Source organism: Stenotrophomonas sp. WED208, from assembly GCF_040984485.1.
Lineage (GTDB): Bacteria > Pseudomonadota > Gammaproteobacteria > Xanthomonadales > Xanthomonadaceae > Stenotrophomonas > Stenotrophomonas riyadhensis.
The window spans coordinates 1,400,187-1,414,354 of the sequence record NZ_JAZARB010000001.1; the positions used below are offsets into that span (position 1 = coordinate 1,400,187).

12 protein-coding genes and 2 tRNA genes are annotated in these 14,168 nt (G+C 64.8%); all 14 read left to right on the forward strand.

The annotated features are described in order from the left end of the window. On the forward strand, positions 1–489 hold the full coding sequence (gene nuoI / locus VPH47_RS06100; protein WP_006381128.1) for an NADH-quinone oxidoreductase subunit NuoI: 489 nt from the start codon (positions 1–3) through the stop codon (positions 487–489). Between the two features lie 9 nt (positions 490–498). After that, a complete protein-coding gene (locus VPH47_RS06105; protein ID WP_075677133.1) occupies positions 499–1,155 on the forward strand; it encodes an NADH-quinone oxidoreductase subunit J in 657 nt (218 codons plus the stop codon). Beyond that, positions 1,152–1,457 carry an NADH-quinone oxidoreductase subunit NuoK gene (gene nuoK, locus VPH47_RS06110; protein ID WP_005410454.1) on the forward strand — a complete coding sequence of 102 codons (306 nt, stop codon included), beginning with the start codon at positions 1,152–1,154 and terminating at the stop codon, positions 1,455–1,457. Before VPH47_RS06105 ends, nuoK begins: the two co-directional genes overlap by 4 nt. Before the next feature lie 7 nt (positions 1,458–1,464). Beyond that, on the forward strand, positions 1,465–3,624 hold the full coding sequence (nuoL, locus tag VPH47_RS06115) for an NADH-quinone oxidoreductase subunit L (RefSeq protein WP_110712983.1): 2,160 nt from the start codon (positions 1,465–1,467) through the stop codon (positions 3,622–3,624). A 23-nt stretch (positions 3,625–3,647) separates the two neighbouring features. After that, positions 3,648–5,156: an NADH-quinone oxidoreductase subunit M gene (locus tag VPH47_RS06120; protein ID WP_049437087.1), complete on the forward strand. Its 1,509-nt coding sequence runs from the start codon at positions 3,648–3,650 to the stop codon at positions 5,154–5,156. Positions 5,157–5,171: 15 nt separating this feature from the next. Further along, complete coding sequence (gene nuoN / locus VPH47_RS06125; protein ID WP_032128648.1) at positions 5,172–6,632, forward strand: NADH-quinone oxidoreductase subunit NuoN; 1,461 nt, start codon at positions 5,172–5,174, stop codon at positions 6,630–6,632. Between the two features lie 127 nt (positions 6,633–6,759). Further along, a tRNA-Met gene (locus VPH47_RS06130) sits at positions 6,760–6,836 on the forward strand. A gap of 84 nt (positions 6,837–6,920) precedes the next feature. Further along, positions 6,921–6,997: transfer RNA gene (locus VPH47_RS06135), tRNA-Met, on the forward strand. Positions 6,998–7,363: 366 nt separating this feature from the next. Continuing rightward, the gene (rimP, locus tag VPH47_RS06140) at positions 7,364–7,954 is read left to right on the forward strand and encodes a ribosome maturation factor RimP (protein ID WP_368850332.1); all 591 of its coding nucleotides are present in this window, start codon (positions 7,364–7,366) and stop codon (positions 7,952–7,954) included. 4 nt (positions 7,955–7,958) lie between these two features. Continuing rightward, positions 7,959–9,470: a transcription termination factor NusA gene (gene nusA / locus VPH47_RS06145; RefSeq protein ID WP_005410449.1), complete on the forward strand. Its 1,512-nt coding sequence runs from the start codon at positions 7,959–7,961 to the stop codon at positions 9,468–9,470. Between the two features lie 92 nt (positions 9,471–9,562). Then, positions 9,563–12,208: a translation initiation factor IF-2 gene (gene infB / locus VPH47_RS06150; protein ID WP_032128650.1), complete on the forward strand. Its 2,646-nt coding sequence runs from the start codon at positions 9,563–9,565 to the stop codon at positions 12,206–12,208. Positions 12,209–12,333: 125 nt separating this feature from the next. Beyond that, positions 12,334–12,717, forward strand: coding sequence for a 30S ribosome-binding factor RbfA (gene rbfA / locus VPH47_RS06155; RefSeq protein WP_005410447.1), 384 nt, complete (start codon positions 12,334–12,336; stop codon positions 12,715–12,717). Between the two features lie 107 nt (positions 12,718–12,824). Beyond that, positions 12,825–13,733, forward strand: a complete 909-nt coding sequence (gene truB / locus VPH47_RS06160) for a tRNA pseudouridine(55) synthase TruB (protein ID WP_110712981.1) — start codon at positions 12,825–12,827, stop codon at positions 13,731–13,733. A 173-nt stretch (positions 13,734–13,906) separates the two neighbouring features. Next, complete coding sequence (rpsO, locus tag VPH47_RS06165) at positions 13,907–14,167, forward strand: 30S ribosomal protein S15 (protein WP_005410445.1); 261 nt, start codon at positions 13,907–13,909, stop codon at positions 14,165–14,167. Position 14,168 lies beyond the last annotated feature (1 nt).

The window sequence follows — 14,168 nt, forward strand, 5'->3', positions numbered from 1 at the left end:
ATGAACAGGATTACCCATTACTTCAAGAGCCTGCTGCTGCTCGAACTCCTGGGTGGCCTTTGGCTGACGCTGAAGTACAGCTTCAAGCCCAAGTACACGATGATGTACCCGATGGAGAAGTTCCCGCAGTCGCCGCGCTTCCGTGGCCTGCACGCCCTGCGCCGTTACCCCAACGGTGAAGAGCGCTGCATCGCCTGCAAGCTGTGCGAAGCGGTGTGCCCGGCGCTGGCCATCACCATCGACTCGGCCAAGCGCGAAGACGGCACCCGCCGTACCACGCGCTATGACATCGATCTGTTCAAGTGCATCTTCTGTGGCTTCTGCGAAGAAAGCTGCCCGGTGGACTCGATCGTCGAAACCCACATCCTCGAGTACCACTTCGAGAATCGTGGCGAAAACATCGTTACCAAGCCGCAGCTGCTGGCCCTGGGCGACCGTCTCGAGTCCGAGATCGCCGAGCGTCGCGCCGCCGATGCCGCTTACCGCTGAGGTCGAGAGATGGATTGGGTAAATATCGCTTTCTGGGTGTTCGCCATCGCGGCAACGGTTTCGGCCGGTGCGGTGATCAGCGTACGCAACCCGGTTCACGCCGTGCTCTGCCTGGTGCTGACCTTCTTCTCCATTGCCTGCGTGTGGCTGCTGGTGGGTGCCGAGTTCCTCGGCGTCGCCCTGGTGCTGGTCTACGTCGGCGCGGTGATGGTGCTGTTCCTGTTCGTGGTGATGATGCTCGACATCGACCCCACCAAGCTGCGTGAGGGCTGGGTGCGCTACCTGCCGGTCGGCCTCATCGTCGCGGTGGCGATGCTGGCGCAGATGCTGATCCTGATCGGCGTCAAGGCGCGCTCTGTCACGCCGTTCCCGGCCGACAACGCCGCCGCGGTCGCCGCCGACAGCTCCAACGTCACCTGGCTGGCGCGCACGCTGTTCACCGAGTACCTGCTGCCGTTCGAGTTCGCCGCGGTCATCCTGACCGTGGCCGTGGTTGCCGCCGTGATGCTGACCCTGCGCCGCCGTACCGGCGTGAAGAGCCAGAACCCGGGCGAGCAGACCATGGTCAAGGCCGGCCAGCGCCTGCGCATGGTCAAGATGGGCGCCGAAGCACCGGTCGTGCACAGCAACAGCAAGCCGGCCGCCGGCGAGGAGACCCAGCCGTGATTACCCTTGGCCACATGCTTGCGCTTGGCGCGGTGCTGTTCGCCATCAGCCTGGCCGGCATCTTCCTCAACCGGAAGAACGTCATCGTCCTGCTGATGTCGATCGAACTGATGCTGCTGTCGGTGAACATCAATTTCGTCGGCTTCTCGCGTCAGCTGGGCGATCCGTCCGGCCAGCTGTTCGTGTTCTTCATCCTGACCGTCGCCGCCGCGGAAGCCGCCATCGGCCTGGCGATCCTGGTGACCCTGTTCCGTACCCGCCGCACGATCAATGTCGGCGAAGTCGATTCGTTGAAGGGCTGATCCACAGATGGAAATCACTCTCTCCAAGAGTCTGTTGATCGCAGTGGTGCTTGCACCGCTGTTCGGCAGCATCATCGCCGGCCTGTTCGGTCGCCAGGTCAAGCGCTTCGGCGCGCAGACCATCACCATCCTCGGCGTCGCGGTGGCCTGCGGCCTGTCGATGTACACGCTCTACCAGCTGCTCTGGGGCGGCGCGCAGCCGTTTAACCAGAACATCTACACGTTCTTCGAAGTCGGCCAGTACTCGGCCCACGTCGGCTTCATGGTCGACAAGCTGACCGCGATGATGATGGTGGTGGTGACCTTCGTGTCGCTGCTGGTCCACATCTACACGATCGGCTACATGCAGGACGATCCGGGCTACCAGCGGTTCTTCAGCTACATCTCGCTGTTCACCTTCTCGATGCTCACCCTGGTGATGAGCAACAACTTCCTGCAGCTGTTCTTCGGCTGGGAAGCGGTGGGCCTGGTGTCGTACCTGCTGATCGGCTTCTGGTTCAAGCGCCCGACCGCGATCTTCGCCAACATGAAGGCGTTCCTGGTCAACCGCGTTGGTGACTTCGGCTTCCTGCTGGGCATCGCCGGCGTGCTGTGGGTGTTCGGCACCCTGGACTACTCGCAGGTGTTCTCGCAGGCCGGCATGCTGGCTGACCCGCGCGCCCAGCTGCAGATCTGGGACGGCACCCTGTTCGGCATGCAGCTGCTGAACGAGCCGGTGATCTGGTCGATCGCCACCGTCATCTGCATCTGCCTGTTCATCGGTGCCATGGGCAAGTCGGCCCAGGTCCCGCTGCACGTGTGGCTGCCGGATTCGATGGAAGGCCCGACCCCGATCTCGGCGCTGATCCACGCCGCGACGATGGTGACCGCCGGTATCTTCATGGTCACCCGCATGTCGCCGCTGTTCGAGCTGTCGCAGACCGCGCTGAACTTCATCCTGTTCATCGGTGCCACCACGGCCTTCTTCACCGGCCTGATCGGCATCGTGCAGAACGACATCAAGCGCGTCGTCGCGTACTCCACGCTGTCGCAGCTGGGCTACATGACGGTTGCACTGGGCGTGTCGGCGTACTCGGCCGCCGTGTTCCACCTGATGACCCACGCCTTCTTCAAGGCGCTGCTGTTCCTGGGCGCCGGCTCGGTCATCATCGCGATGCACCACGAGCAGGACATGCGCAAGATGGGCGGCCTGCGCAAGTACATGCCGATCACGTTCGTCACCATGTGGATCGGTACCCTGGCCCTGGTCGGTACGCCGTTCTTCTCCGGCTTCTACTCGAAGGACACCATCATCGAGGCGGCCGAGATCCACGCCCACATGCAGAACAGCTGGGTGGCCACCTATGGCTACTGGGCAGTGCTGGGTGGCGTGCTGGTGACCAGCTTCTACAGCTTCCGCCTGCTGTTCCTGACCTTCCACGGCAAGGAGCGCTTCCGCGACGCGCATGATGATCACGGCCATGGCCATGACGATCACCACGCCGCCGACGCCCACCACGGCGATGCCCATGACGACCACGGCCATGGCCACGGTGCGCATGAGCCGCACGAAACCCCGTGGGTGGTGACGCTGCCGCTGATCCTGCTGGCCATTCCGTCGATCGCCATCGGTTTCTTCAGCATCGGTCCGATGCTGCACGGCACCGACTGGGCCGGCCACCATGCGCACGAGGCCATCAAGGGCCAGGCGCAGACGTTCTTCACCGGCATCGTGAACTTCTACGATCCGGCCAAGAACACCGTTGGCTTCCTGGGCGAAGAGTTCCATGGTCCGGTGGCGTTCGCGCTGCACGGCATGATGCTGCCGCCGTTCTGGCTGACCCTGGCGGGCTTCCTGCTGGCTGCACTGTTCTACCTGTGGAAGCCGGACCTGTCGGGCAAGGCGCGCAAGACCTTCGCCCCGCTGGTGTCGGTGCTGGAAAACAAGTACGGCTTCGACAAGCTGTGGATCGATGGCTTTGCCGGTGGCAGCGTCAAGCTGGGCAAGGTCGCACGCTGGATCGACAGCAACATCGTCGACGGCGTGGTCAATCTTTCGGCACGTGTTGTGGACGTCGCAGCCGGCGTGCTGCGTCGTACCCAATCCGGTTTCCTCTATCACTACGCCTTCGCGATGATCATCGGCCTGATTGCCCTTCTGGGCGTGCTGATGCATTACCTGCGTTGATGACCTGTACGGAATAAGAAGACGTGTCGAACTGGCCTCTACTCAGTGTCCTCATCTGGCTGCCGATCATCGGTGGTGCCCTGATCCTTGCGATCCGTGATGCGCAGACCGCCCGCTGGGCGTCGCTGGGCGTAGCGGTGCTGACGTTCGTGGCGAGCCTCTCGCTGCTGAGCGGCTACAACGCGGGCATCGACGGTTTGCAGTTCGTCGAGACCCATGCCTGGATCCCGGCGTACAAGATCGGCTACAACCTGGGCGTGGACGGCATCGCCGTGGCGCTGATCCTGCTGACCACCCTGGTCAGCGTGCTTGCCCTGATCGGCGCCTGGAGCGCCATCGACAAGCGCGTCAACCAGTACGTGGCCGCCTTCCTGATCCTGGAAGGCGTCACGGTCGGTATCTTCTCGGCCACGGACGCGATGCTGTTCTACGTGTTCTTCGAGGCGATGCTGATCCCGATGTTCCTGATCATCGGTGTCTGGGGCGGCCCGCGTCGCATCTACGCCGCGCTGAAGTTCTTCCTGTACACCTTCCTCGGCTCGGTGCTGATGCTGGTGGCGCTGATCTACCTGTACATGAAGGGGGGCAGCTTCCAGCTGGCCGACCTGTACGCGCTGCCGCTGTCGGCCAAGGAACAGACCTGGATCTTCTTCGCCTTCCTGATCGCCTTCGCGGTCAAGGTGCCGATGTTCCCGGTCCACACCTGGCTGCCGGATGCCCACGTGGAAGCGCCGACCGCCGGTTCGGTGATCCTGGCCGCCATCGCCCTGAAGATCGGTGGCTACGGCTTCCTGCGCTTCAACCTGCCGATCGTCCCGGACGCGTCGCAGGAATGGGCGTGGCTGGTGATCGCGCTGTCGCTGATCGCGGTGATCTACGTCGGCCTCGTCGCCCTGGTGCAGGACGACATGAAGAAGCTGATCGCCTATTCGTCGATCGCGCACATGGGCTTCGTCACCCTGGGCACGTTCATTGCCCTGTGGCTGGTGCGTGAAGCCGGCAACGCCGATGCCGCCCGCCTGGGCCTGCAGGGCGCCATGGTGCAGATGATCTCGCACGGCTTCGTGTCGGGCGCGATGTTCTCCTGCGTCGGCGTGCTGTACGACCGCATGCACAGCCGCCGCATCGCCGATTACGGCGGCGTGGTCAACGTGATGCCGTGGTTCGCCACCTTCGCCATGCTGTTCTTCATGGCCAACGCGGGCCTGCCGGGTACCAGTGGTTTCGTCGGCGAGTTCATGGTCATCCTGTCGGCCTTCCAGCGTAATCCGTGGATCGCGCTGGGCGCGGCCACCACCCTGATCATCGGCGCCGCCTACACCCTGTGGCTGTACAAGCGCATCTTCTTCGGTGAAGTGGCCAACAGCCATGTTGCCGAACTGAAGGACATCAACGGCCGCGAATGGCTGGTGCTGGGCGTGTTCGCCATCGGCGTGCTGGCCCTGGGCATCTACCCCAAGCCGCTGACCGACCTGATGGAGCCCTCGATCGCGAAGCTGGCGATGCAGATCGCATCCAGCAAGCTGCTGTAATTCCAGGATTTGATGATGACCACCTCGCCGCTGCTGCCATTGACCGCCGCTGACCTGCCACCGCTCGCTCCCGAGCTGGTGCTGATCGGCAGCGCCTTCGCCCTGATGATCCTCGACCTGTTCGTCAGCAACCGGAACAAGATCGTCACCCACCTGTTCTCGCTCGCTGCGCTGGCCGTGGTGCTGTTCATGCTGGCCACCGGCGTGGGCGGGCAGGGGGAGGTCTTCCATGGCATGTTCGTGCGCGATACCGCCGCGGACGTGATGAAGACCGGGATCGTGCTGCTCAGCGGCCTGACCCTGGTCTACGGCTGGCGCTACCTGCGTGACCGCAACCTGTTCCAGGGCGAGATCCCGGTGCTGATCCTGTTCGGCACCGCCGGCATGATGATCCTGGTCTCGGCCGGCAGCCTGCTGATGGTCTACCTGGGCCTGGAACTGCTGGCGCTGTGCTCCTACGCCCTGGTCGCCAGCAACCGCGAAAACGGCCTGGCCTCGGAAGCGGCGATGAAGTACATCGTGCTGGGTTCGCTGGCCTCTGGCCTGCTGCTGTACGGCATGTCGCTGATCTACGGCGCCACCGGCAGCCTGCACCTGGACGTCATCCGCGAGGCCATCCCGCACTCGGAAGAGCGCGTGCTGCTGATCACCGGTGCGGTGTTCATGATCGCTGGCGTCGCCTTCAAGCTGGGTGCCGCGCCGTTCCACATGTGGCTGCCGGACGTGTACCAGGGTGCCCCGGCACCGATCGCACTGTTCATCAGCTCGGCACCGAAGTTGGCCGCGTTCGGCATGGCGTACCGCCTGCTGGAAATGGGCGTGGGCCCGCTGTCGACCGAACTGCAGCTGCTGATCGCCGGCCTGGCCGCGGTCTCGCTGGTCATCGGCAACCTGATGGCCATCGCGCAGAGCAACCTCAAGCGCATGCTGGCGTTCTCCACCGTCTCGCACATCGGCTTCCTGCTGATGGGCATTGCCGGTGGCGGTTCGCAGGGCTATGCCGCCGCACTGTTCTACGCACTGGCCTACGCCATCATGTCGACCGCCGCCTTCGGCGCGATCATCGCGCTGTCGCGTGCCGGCTTCGAAGCCGAGAACATCGAAGACTTCAAGGGCCTCAACGCCCGCAACCCGTGGATGGCCGGCCTGGTGCTGTGCATCATGGCGTCGCTTGCCGGCATCCCGCCGTTCCTGGGCTTCTGGACCAAGCTGGCGGTGCTGGGCGCGGCCGTCAACGGGGGCCTGCTGTGGCTGGCCATCCTTGGCGTGCTGTGTGCCGTGGTCGGCTGCTTCTACTACCTGCGCGTCATCAAGGTCATGTACTTCGATGAGCCGGTGGGCGAGGCCATGCCGCGCAGCAACGACCGCGTGCTGGGCCTCGTGCTGGGCGTGAACGCGCTGGCGCTGCTGGCGCTGGGCCTGGCCTGGAACCCGATCATGGTCTGGTGCCAGCAGGCATTTGCGCATCTTGCATAAAAGTTGACACAAAGCTGCGCGATTCGTGTAATATGCGCAGCCTGAGTTGTCACTGCAGCGGTTCAGCCAGAACATCGTTGCGGTAGCCCTCCTCGAAAGAGCAGGGCAGCAGTTCAAACACTTCCGGTGCGGGGTGGAGCAGTCTGGCAGCTCGTCGGGCTCATAACCCGAAGGTCGCAGGTTCAAATCCTGCCCCCGCTACCAACACATCGAATCGGCGCCAACCAGTTCGATGAATGAGGAAAAGCTTGCAGGTTTAGAAGTTATGCCTCATAATTCCGCTTCTGATGCGGGGTGGAGCAGTCTGGCAGCTCGTCGGGCTCATAACCCGAAGGTCGCAGGTTCAAATCCTGCCCCCGCTACCAAGTAAAGAGATCGCCTTCGAAGTCCTGCTTCGAGGGCGTTTTTCTTTGGGGTCTGCATCGTTTCTGCGTGATTGGGGTCAGATCCCTTTTCCCGTGGAAAAGGGATCTGACCCCGGGTCCGCACCTTGCACCAGCGCGGTGCAGTCGCTATCATCAGCGACCTAGCAGTACCCCTGAAGGCGGCCTCCCAGCGGGAGCCCGGACCCGGAAGGAGGGCCGCAACCGGCAGGCACTGCAGGTTGCAACCGGAATCCAGTCACCGGAGTCTTTCCGGAAAAGGGGCCCAGCGGGCCCTTTGTCGTTTCCGGGGCGTCATGTTTTCACGCCGGCCAAGGCCGGCACCCAACCAAGAGATCAAGGCAGGCTGTGAGCGACAAGGCAACCGACATCGCGAATCTGCTCGCCCCGACCGTTGTGTCGCTGGGCCTGGAGCTGCTGGGCGTTGAGTATCTGCCGGCCCCCGGCGGTGCGACCCTGCGCCTTTACATCGACGTGCCGCTGGCTGAACAGCCCGAGCGCATCATCAATGTCGACGACTGCGAGCGGGTCAGCCGCGAAGTGTCGGCGCAGTTGGACGTCGAAGACCCGATCAGCGGCAATTACACGCTGGAAGTGTCCTCGCCGGGCGTCGACCGCCCGCTGTTCAACCTGGAGCAGTTCGCCCGCCACCAGGGTGAATCGGCCAAGGTCACGCTGAAGCTGCCGCAGGACAATCGCCGTCGCCTGCAGGGCCGCATCGAAGCGACCGACGAGGCCGCGGGCACCATCACCTTCATCGTCGACAGGACCGAAGTGGTCGTGTCGGCCGACAACATCGACAAGGCACGGATCATGCCCGACTGGGTGGCGCTGGGGCTGGCCCCGAGCAAGCCGACCGGCCCGGCACCGAAGCGTCCGAAGCCGAACACGAATTCTTCTTCCAACGAGCCGGCGGCAAAGAAGCCGCGCGCGGAGTGAGCCAATGAGCAAGGAACTGTTGCTGGTAGTCGACGCGGTCGCCAACGAGAAGGGCGTGCCGCGTGAAGTGATCTTCGATGCCATCGAGGCCGCCCTGGCCTCGGCAGCGAAGAAGCGCTATCCCGACGAGGAAGTGCTGACCCGCGTGGTCATCGACCACAAGGATGGCAGCTACGAAACCTTCCGCCGCTGGGAAGTGGTGGCCGATGACGTGGTCATGGAATCGCCGGATCGCCAGATCCGCCTGATGGACGCCGTCGATGAAGCCGAAGGCGTGGACGTCGGCGACTACATCGAAGAGCAGATCGAGAACCCGGACTTCGGCCGCATTGCTGCCCAGGCCGCCAAGCAGGTCATCGTCCAGCGCGTGCGCGAAGCCGAGCGCCAGCAGGTCGTGGATGCATGGAAGGATCGCGTGGGTGAGCTGATCACCGGCGTGGTCAAGCGCGCCGAGCGCGGCAACATCTATGTCGACCTCGGTGGCAACGCCGAAGGCTTCATCCCGAAGGACAAGGGCATTCCGCGCGACGTGCTGCGCGCCGGTGACCGCGTGCGCGGCTACCTGGCCGAAGTCCGTTCGGAACCGCGTGGCCCGCAGCTGTTCATCAGCCGCGCCGCCCCGGAATTCATGATCGAGCTGTTCAAGCTGGAAGTGCCGGAAGTCGGCCAGGGCCTGGTGGAAATCAAGGCCTGCGCCCGCGATCCGGGCGACCGCGCCAAGATCGCCGTGCTGGCCCACGACCAGCGCACCGATCCGATCGGTGCCTGCATCGGCATGCGCGGTTCGCGCGTGCAGGCCGTGTCCAACGAGCTCAATGGCGAGCGCGTGGACATCGTGCTGTGGAACGACAACCCGGCCAACTTCGTCATCAACGCGATGGCGCCGGCCGAAGTGCAGTCGATCATCGTCGATGAAGACAAGCACTCTATGGACCTGGCTGTCGCTGAAGACCGCCTGGCCCAGGCGATCGGCAAGGGCGGCCAGAACGTGCGCCTGGCCAGCCGCCTGACCGGCTGGCAGCTCAACGTGATGACCCAGGACCAGGTCACTGCCAAGTCGGAGGCCGAGCAGGCTTCGGCCCGCCAGCTGTTCATGGACAAGCTGGAAGTGGACGAAGAGATCGCCGGCATCCTGGTCAGCGAAGGCTTCGGCACCGTCGAGGAAATCGCGTATGTCCCGGTTGGCGAACTGCTGGCCGTGGAAGGTTTCGACGAAGACATCGTCGAAGAGCTGCGCGCTCGTGCCCGCGATGCGCTGCTCAATGAGGCCCTGGCAGTCGAGGAAGGCCTTGAAGACGGCCAGCCGGCGCAGGACCTGCTGTCCCTGAAGGGCATGGACGAAGCCACCGCGTATGCGCTGGCCGGCCACGGCGTGCGCACCAGTGAGGACTTGTCCGACCTGGCCGCCGACGAGGTCATGGACTTCGGCATCGAAGGGCTGGACCAGGCGCGCGCCGCTGCGCTGATCCTGGCCGCGCGTGCCGAGGAGATCGCCCGACTGGAACGCGGCGAATGAGCCGGCAATGAACAGGGCCCTGAGCCGCTCAGGGCGTAGAATCCGCGCCACCTCCAGATGCGGGGGGGCGCCCACAAGATCATAGGATCCGAATGTCGCAGCAAACCACCATCCGCAAGCTTGCCGAACTGGTCAACACGCCGGTCGAAAAACTGCTGGAACAGCTGGCCGGTGCCGGCATGAAGTTCAGCGGTCCCGACCAGGTCGTGACCAGTACCGAGAAGGTGAAGCTCCTGGGCTTCCTTCGTCGTTCGCATGGCAAGCCCGAGCAGGCCCCGGAAGAGACGGATCAGTCCGCAAAGAAGATCACGCTCAACCGCCGGAAACAGCAGGAAGTGACGGTCAGCTCCGGTCGCAGCAAGACGACCGTGAATGTCGAGGTGCGCCAGAAGCGTACCTACGTCAAGGATGGTGCTCGCGCCATGACCCCGGACGAAGAGCGCGCCGACATCCTGCGCAAGCTGGAAGAGTCGCGTGCGCGCAACCTCGCCGAACAGCAGGCCCTGGCCGAGAAGGATCGTCTGCGCGACGAAGCCATCGTCCGTGCCCGTGAGGAAGAGGTTGCGGCCAAGGAACGCGCAGAGGCCGAGAAGAAGGCCGCCGAGGAAGCTGCGGCCGCCGCCAAGGCTGCCGAGGCGCTGGCTGCCAGCAAGCCCAAGCGCGCTCCGATCGATGAAACCGCACCGCGCCCGCCGCGTGCTCCGGCCGCCGCTCCGGCTGCGCCGCGCAGCGCTCCGCCGCCGCCGCGCAACGACGACCGCAACAACCGCAGCGCTCCGCGCAACGAGCGTGGGCCGGGCGACCGTTTCGCCGGCCAGATGCACCTGTCGGCTGCCGACCGCGCGCGTCGTGGCAACAGCAACAACAGCAACACCCGTGGTCGTCCGGGCGGGCGTAACCAGGCCGGTGGCCGTCGCGACATGTCGCGCGGTGGCAACAATGCAGGTCCGCACGCCTTCGAGCGTCCGACCGCGCCGGTGGTGCGTGAAGTGGCGATCGGCGACACGATCACCGTGGCCGACCTGGCGCAGAAGCTCGCGCTGAAGGGCGGCGAGGTGGTCAAGGCGCTGTTCAAGATGGGCGTGATGGCCACCATCACCCAGTCCATCGACCATGACACCGCCGCGCTGGTGACCGAAGAACTCGGCCACAAGGCGATCCGTGCCAACGACAACGACGCCGAAGACGCACTGCTGGCCTCGACCGGTGAAAACCAGGGCGAAGCCACCCAGCGTCCGCCGGTGGTCACCATCATGGGCCACGTCGACCACGGCAAGACCTCGCTGCTGGATTACATCCGCCGCACCAAGGTCGCCACCGGCGAAGCCGGCGGCATCACCCAGCACATCGGTGCCTACCACGTGGATACGCCGAAGGGCGTGATCAGCTTCCTGGATACCCCGGGCCACGCGGCATTCACCTCGATGCGTGCGCGCGGCGCCAAGCTGACCGATATCGTGGTGCTGGTCGTGGCCGCCGATGACGGCGTCATGCCGCAGACCAAGGAAGCGATCCAGCACGCCCGTTCGGCGGGTGTGCCGCTGATCGTGGCGATCAACAAGATCGACAAGTCCGACGCCGACCCGATGCGGGTCAAGAACGAACTGCTATCCGAGCAGGTCGTGGCCGAAGACTTCGGTGGTGATACCCAGATGGTGGAGATCTCGGCCAAGACCGGCCTGGGCATCGACGACCTGCTGGACGCCATCTCGATCCAGGCCGAACTGCTGGAACTGAAGGCCGTCGACGAAGGCCGCGCCTCGGGCGTGGTGATCGAATCGTCGCTGGACAAGGGCCGTGGCCCGGTCGCCACCGTGCTGGTGCAGCAGGGCCGCCTGAAGAAGGGCGACTATCTGGTGTGCGGCATCCAGTACGGCCGCGTGCGTGCGCTGTTCGACGAAACCGGCAAGCAGCCGGAGTTTGCCGGCCCGTCCATCCCGGTGCAGGTCCTGGGCCTGTCCGGCGTGCCGGAAGCGGGTGACGATTTCGTGGTCGTCGAGGACGAGCGCCTGGCCAAGGACGTTGCCCAGCAGCGCGAAACCAAGCGCCGTGAATCGCGCCTGGTCGCCACCGCCGGCAGCCGCATGGAAGACATCATGGCGACCCTGGGCAAGGGCGAGGGCCAGCAGGTCCTCAACCTGGTCATCAAGGCCGACGTGCAGGGTTCGGTGCAGGCCCTGAGCCAGGCACTGGTCGCGCTGTCCAACGAAGACATCCGCATCAACGTGATCCACTCCGGCGTGGGCGGCATCACCGAGTCGGACGCCAACTCGGCGGCCGCTTCGAAGGCCACCGTCATCGGCTTCAACGTGCGTGCGGATGCTTCGGCCCGTCGCATCATCGAATCCAACGGCGTTGACCTGCGTTACTTCTCGATCATTTATGACGTGATCGACCAGGTGAAGCAGGTGGCCTCCGGTCTGCTGGGCGTGGAGATCCGCGAAGAGATCATCGGTATCGCCGAGGTCCGCGACGTCTTCCGCAGCTCCAAGCTGGGCGCCGTCGCCGGTTCGATGGTCATCGAGGGCGTGGTCAAGCGCAACAAGCCGATCCGCGTGCTGCGCGACAGCGTGGTGATCTTCGAGGGCGAGCTGGAATCGCTGCGTCGCTTCAAGGAGAACGTCGAGGAAGTCCGCAACGGTACCGAGTGCGGTATCGCGGTGAAGGCCTACAACGACGTCAAGCCGGGTGACCAGATCGAGTGCTTCGAGCGTATCGAAGTGCCGCGCACCCTGTAATTGCTGCAACGGACCAGCCCTCACGGGCCGGTCCGCCCCCTGGTGGGGCCCGGCCAAGGTCGGGCCGCTCCTCCTGGTAGGACCCGACCTTGGTCGGGTCACATTTGAATCGAGAGCCCGACCGCGTGCCCAAGACTTTCCATCGAACCGACCGTGTCTCCGCCCAGCTGCGCCGTGAACTCGGCACCCTGGTGCACAACGCCGTGCGCGAGCACGGGTTGCCCTCGGTGAGCGTGTCCGACGTGGAAATCACCCGCGACATGGCCCATGCCAAGGTATTCGTCACTGCGCTGATGCCGGAACGTTCGGCTGAAGCCGTGGCCGGCCTGAAGGAGCTGGGCTATCGCCTGCGCATGGACCTGGCCCGAGCGATGAAGCTGCGCCACGTGCCGGAGCTGCATTTCCACTACGACGACTCGGTCGACCGTGGTGAACACATCGACAACATCCTGCGCGACCTGCCCGATACGCTGGCCGCCGAGAAGCGTCGCGAGAGCGACGAAGAATAACCGCGCGACGCCGGGCATGCCCGGCGTTGTTGCATTCCGGCTGCGCGATGTCTGATGCAGACCGCGCTGCAGCAGTCGAGCATGGCTCGACTCTACAAAATCCTGTCATGACCCGAATTCAGTTCCGCCGCCTGGATGGCATCCTGCTGCTCGACAAGTCGACCGGCATGAGCTCCAACGCCGCCCTGCAGGTGGCCCGTCGCCTGTTCCGTGCCGAAAAGGGTGGCCATACCGGCAGCCTCGATCCGCTGGCCACCGGCCTGCTGCCGCTGTGCTTCGGCGAGGCGACCAAGATTGCCGGACTGTTGCTCGGCTCGGCCAAGGCCTACGACGCCGAGATCATGCTGGGCCAGACCACCGACACCGATGACTCCGAAGGCCAGGTGCTGCTGCAGCGCGCGGTGCCGGCGATCAGTGCCGAGGCCCTACAGGCGGCGCTGGTGCCGCTGACCGGCAACATCCGCCAGCGTGCCCCGATCTATTCGGCGCTGAAGCAGGGTGGGGAGCCGCTGTATGTGAAGGCCCGCCGCGGTGACGTCATCGAAGCGCCGGAACGCGAGGTGCAGGTGCATGCCATCGAGGTACTGGAGCAGCAGCCGGAACGGCTGCGGCTGCGCGTGACCTGTGGTTCCGGCACCTATATCCGCAGCCTGGCCCGCGACCTCGGCGAAAGCCTGGGCTGTGGCGCCCACATCAGCGCGCTGCGCCGGCTGTGGGTCGAGCCGTTCCGCGAGCCTGCCATGGTCACGCTGGATCAACTGCGGGCGATGGTCGAGGCGGGCGACGAGGCCGGCATGGACGCGCTGCTGCTGCCGCTGGCGGCCGGCCTGGCTGAATACCCGCGGGTCGACCTCGATGCCGACCAGGCCCACCGCTTCTGCGTCGGCCAGCGCCAGCGCGACCTGTCCTGGCCGCATGGCCTGGTGGCCGTGTTTGGCCCGGACGATGCTGTCCAGGGCCTGGGCCAGGTCGATGACAGTGGCCTGCTGGCCCCGCAGCGTCGTTTCAACCTCTGACCTGGGCCGGGCGGTTCAGCCCCGGTCCTTGTCCCGGAAGTCCCCGACCGTTACAATTTCGCGGCCGTTTTCCGGCAGCCTGCCTCGCGCAGGTTTCATCCTCGTAGTCCACGGCGAGCCTGGCGGTGCGCGAAGCGCGTTCCTGCCGGCCACGCATCACAGAGAAAAAAGAAATGTCGATCGACACCCAGAAGGTCATTGAAGACAACAAGCGCAGCTCGGCTGACACCGGCTCCCCGGAAGTCCAGGTTGCACTGCTGACCGCCCGCATCGAACTGCTGACCGGCCACTTCAAGACCCACAAGAAGGACCACCACAGCCGCCGCGGCCTGCTGCAGATGGTCAACCGCCGTCGCAGCCTGCTCGACTACCTGAAGAAGAAGGACGTCGAGCGTTACAAGGCCCTGATCGAGAAGCTTGGCCTGCGTCGCTAAG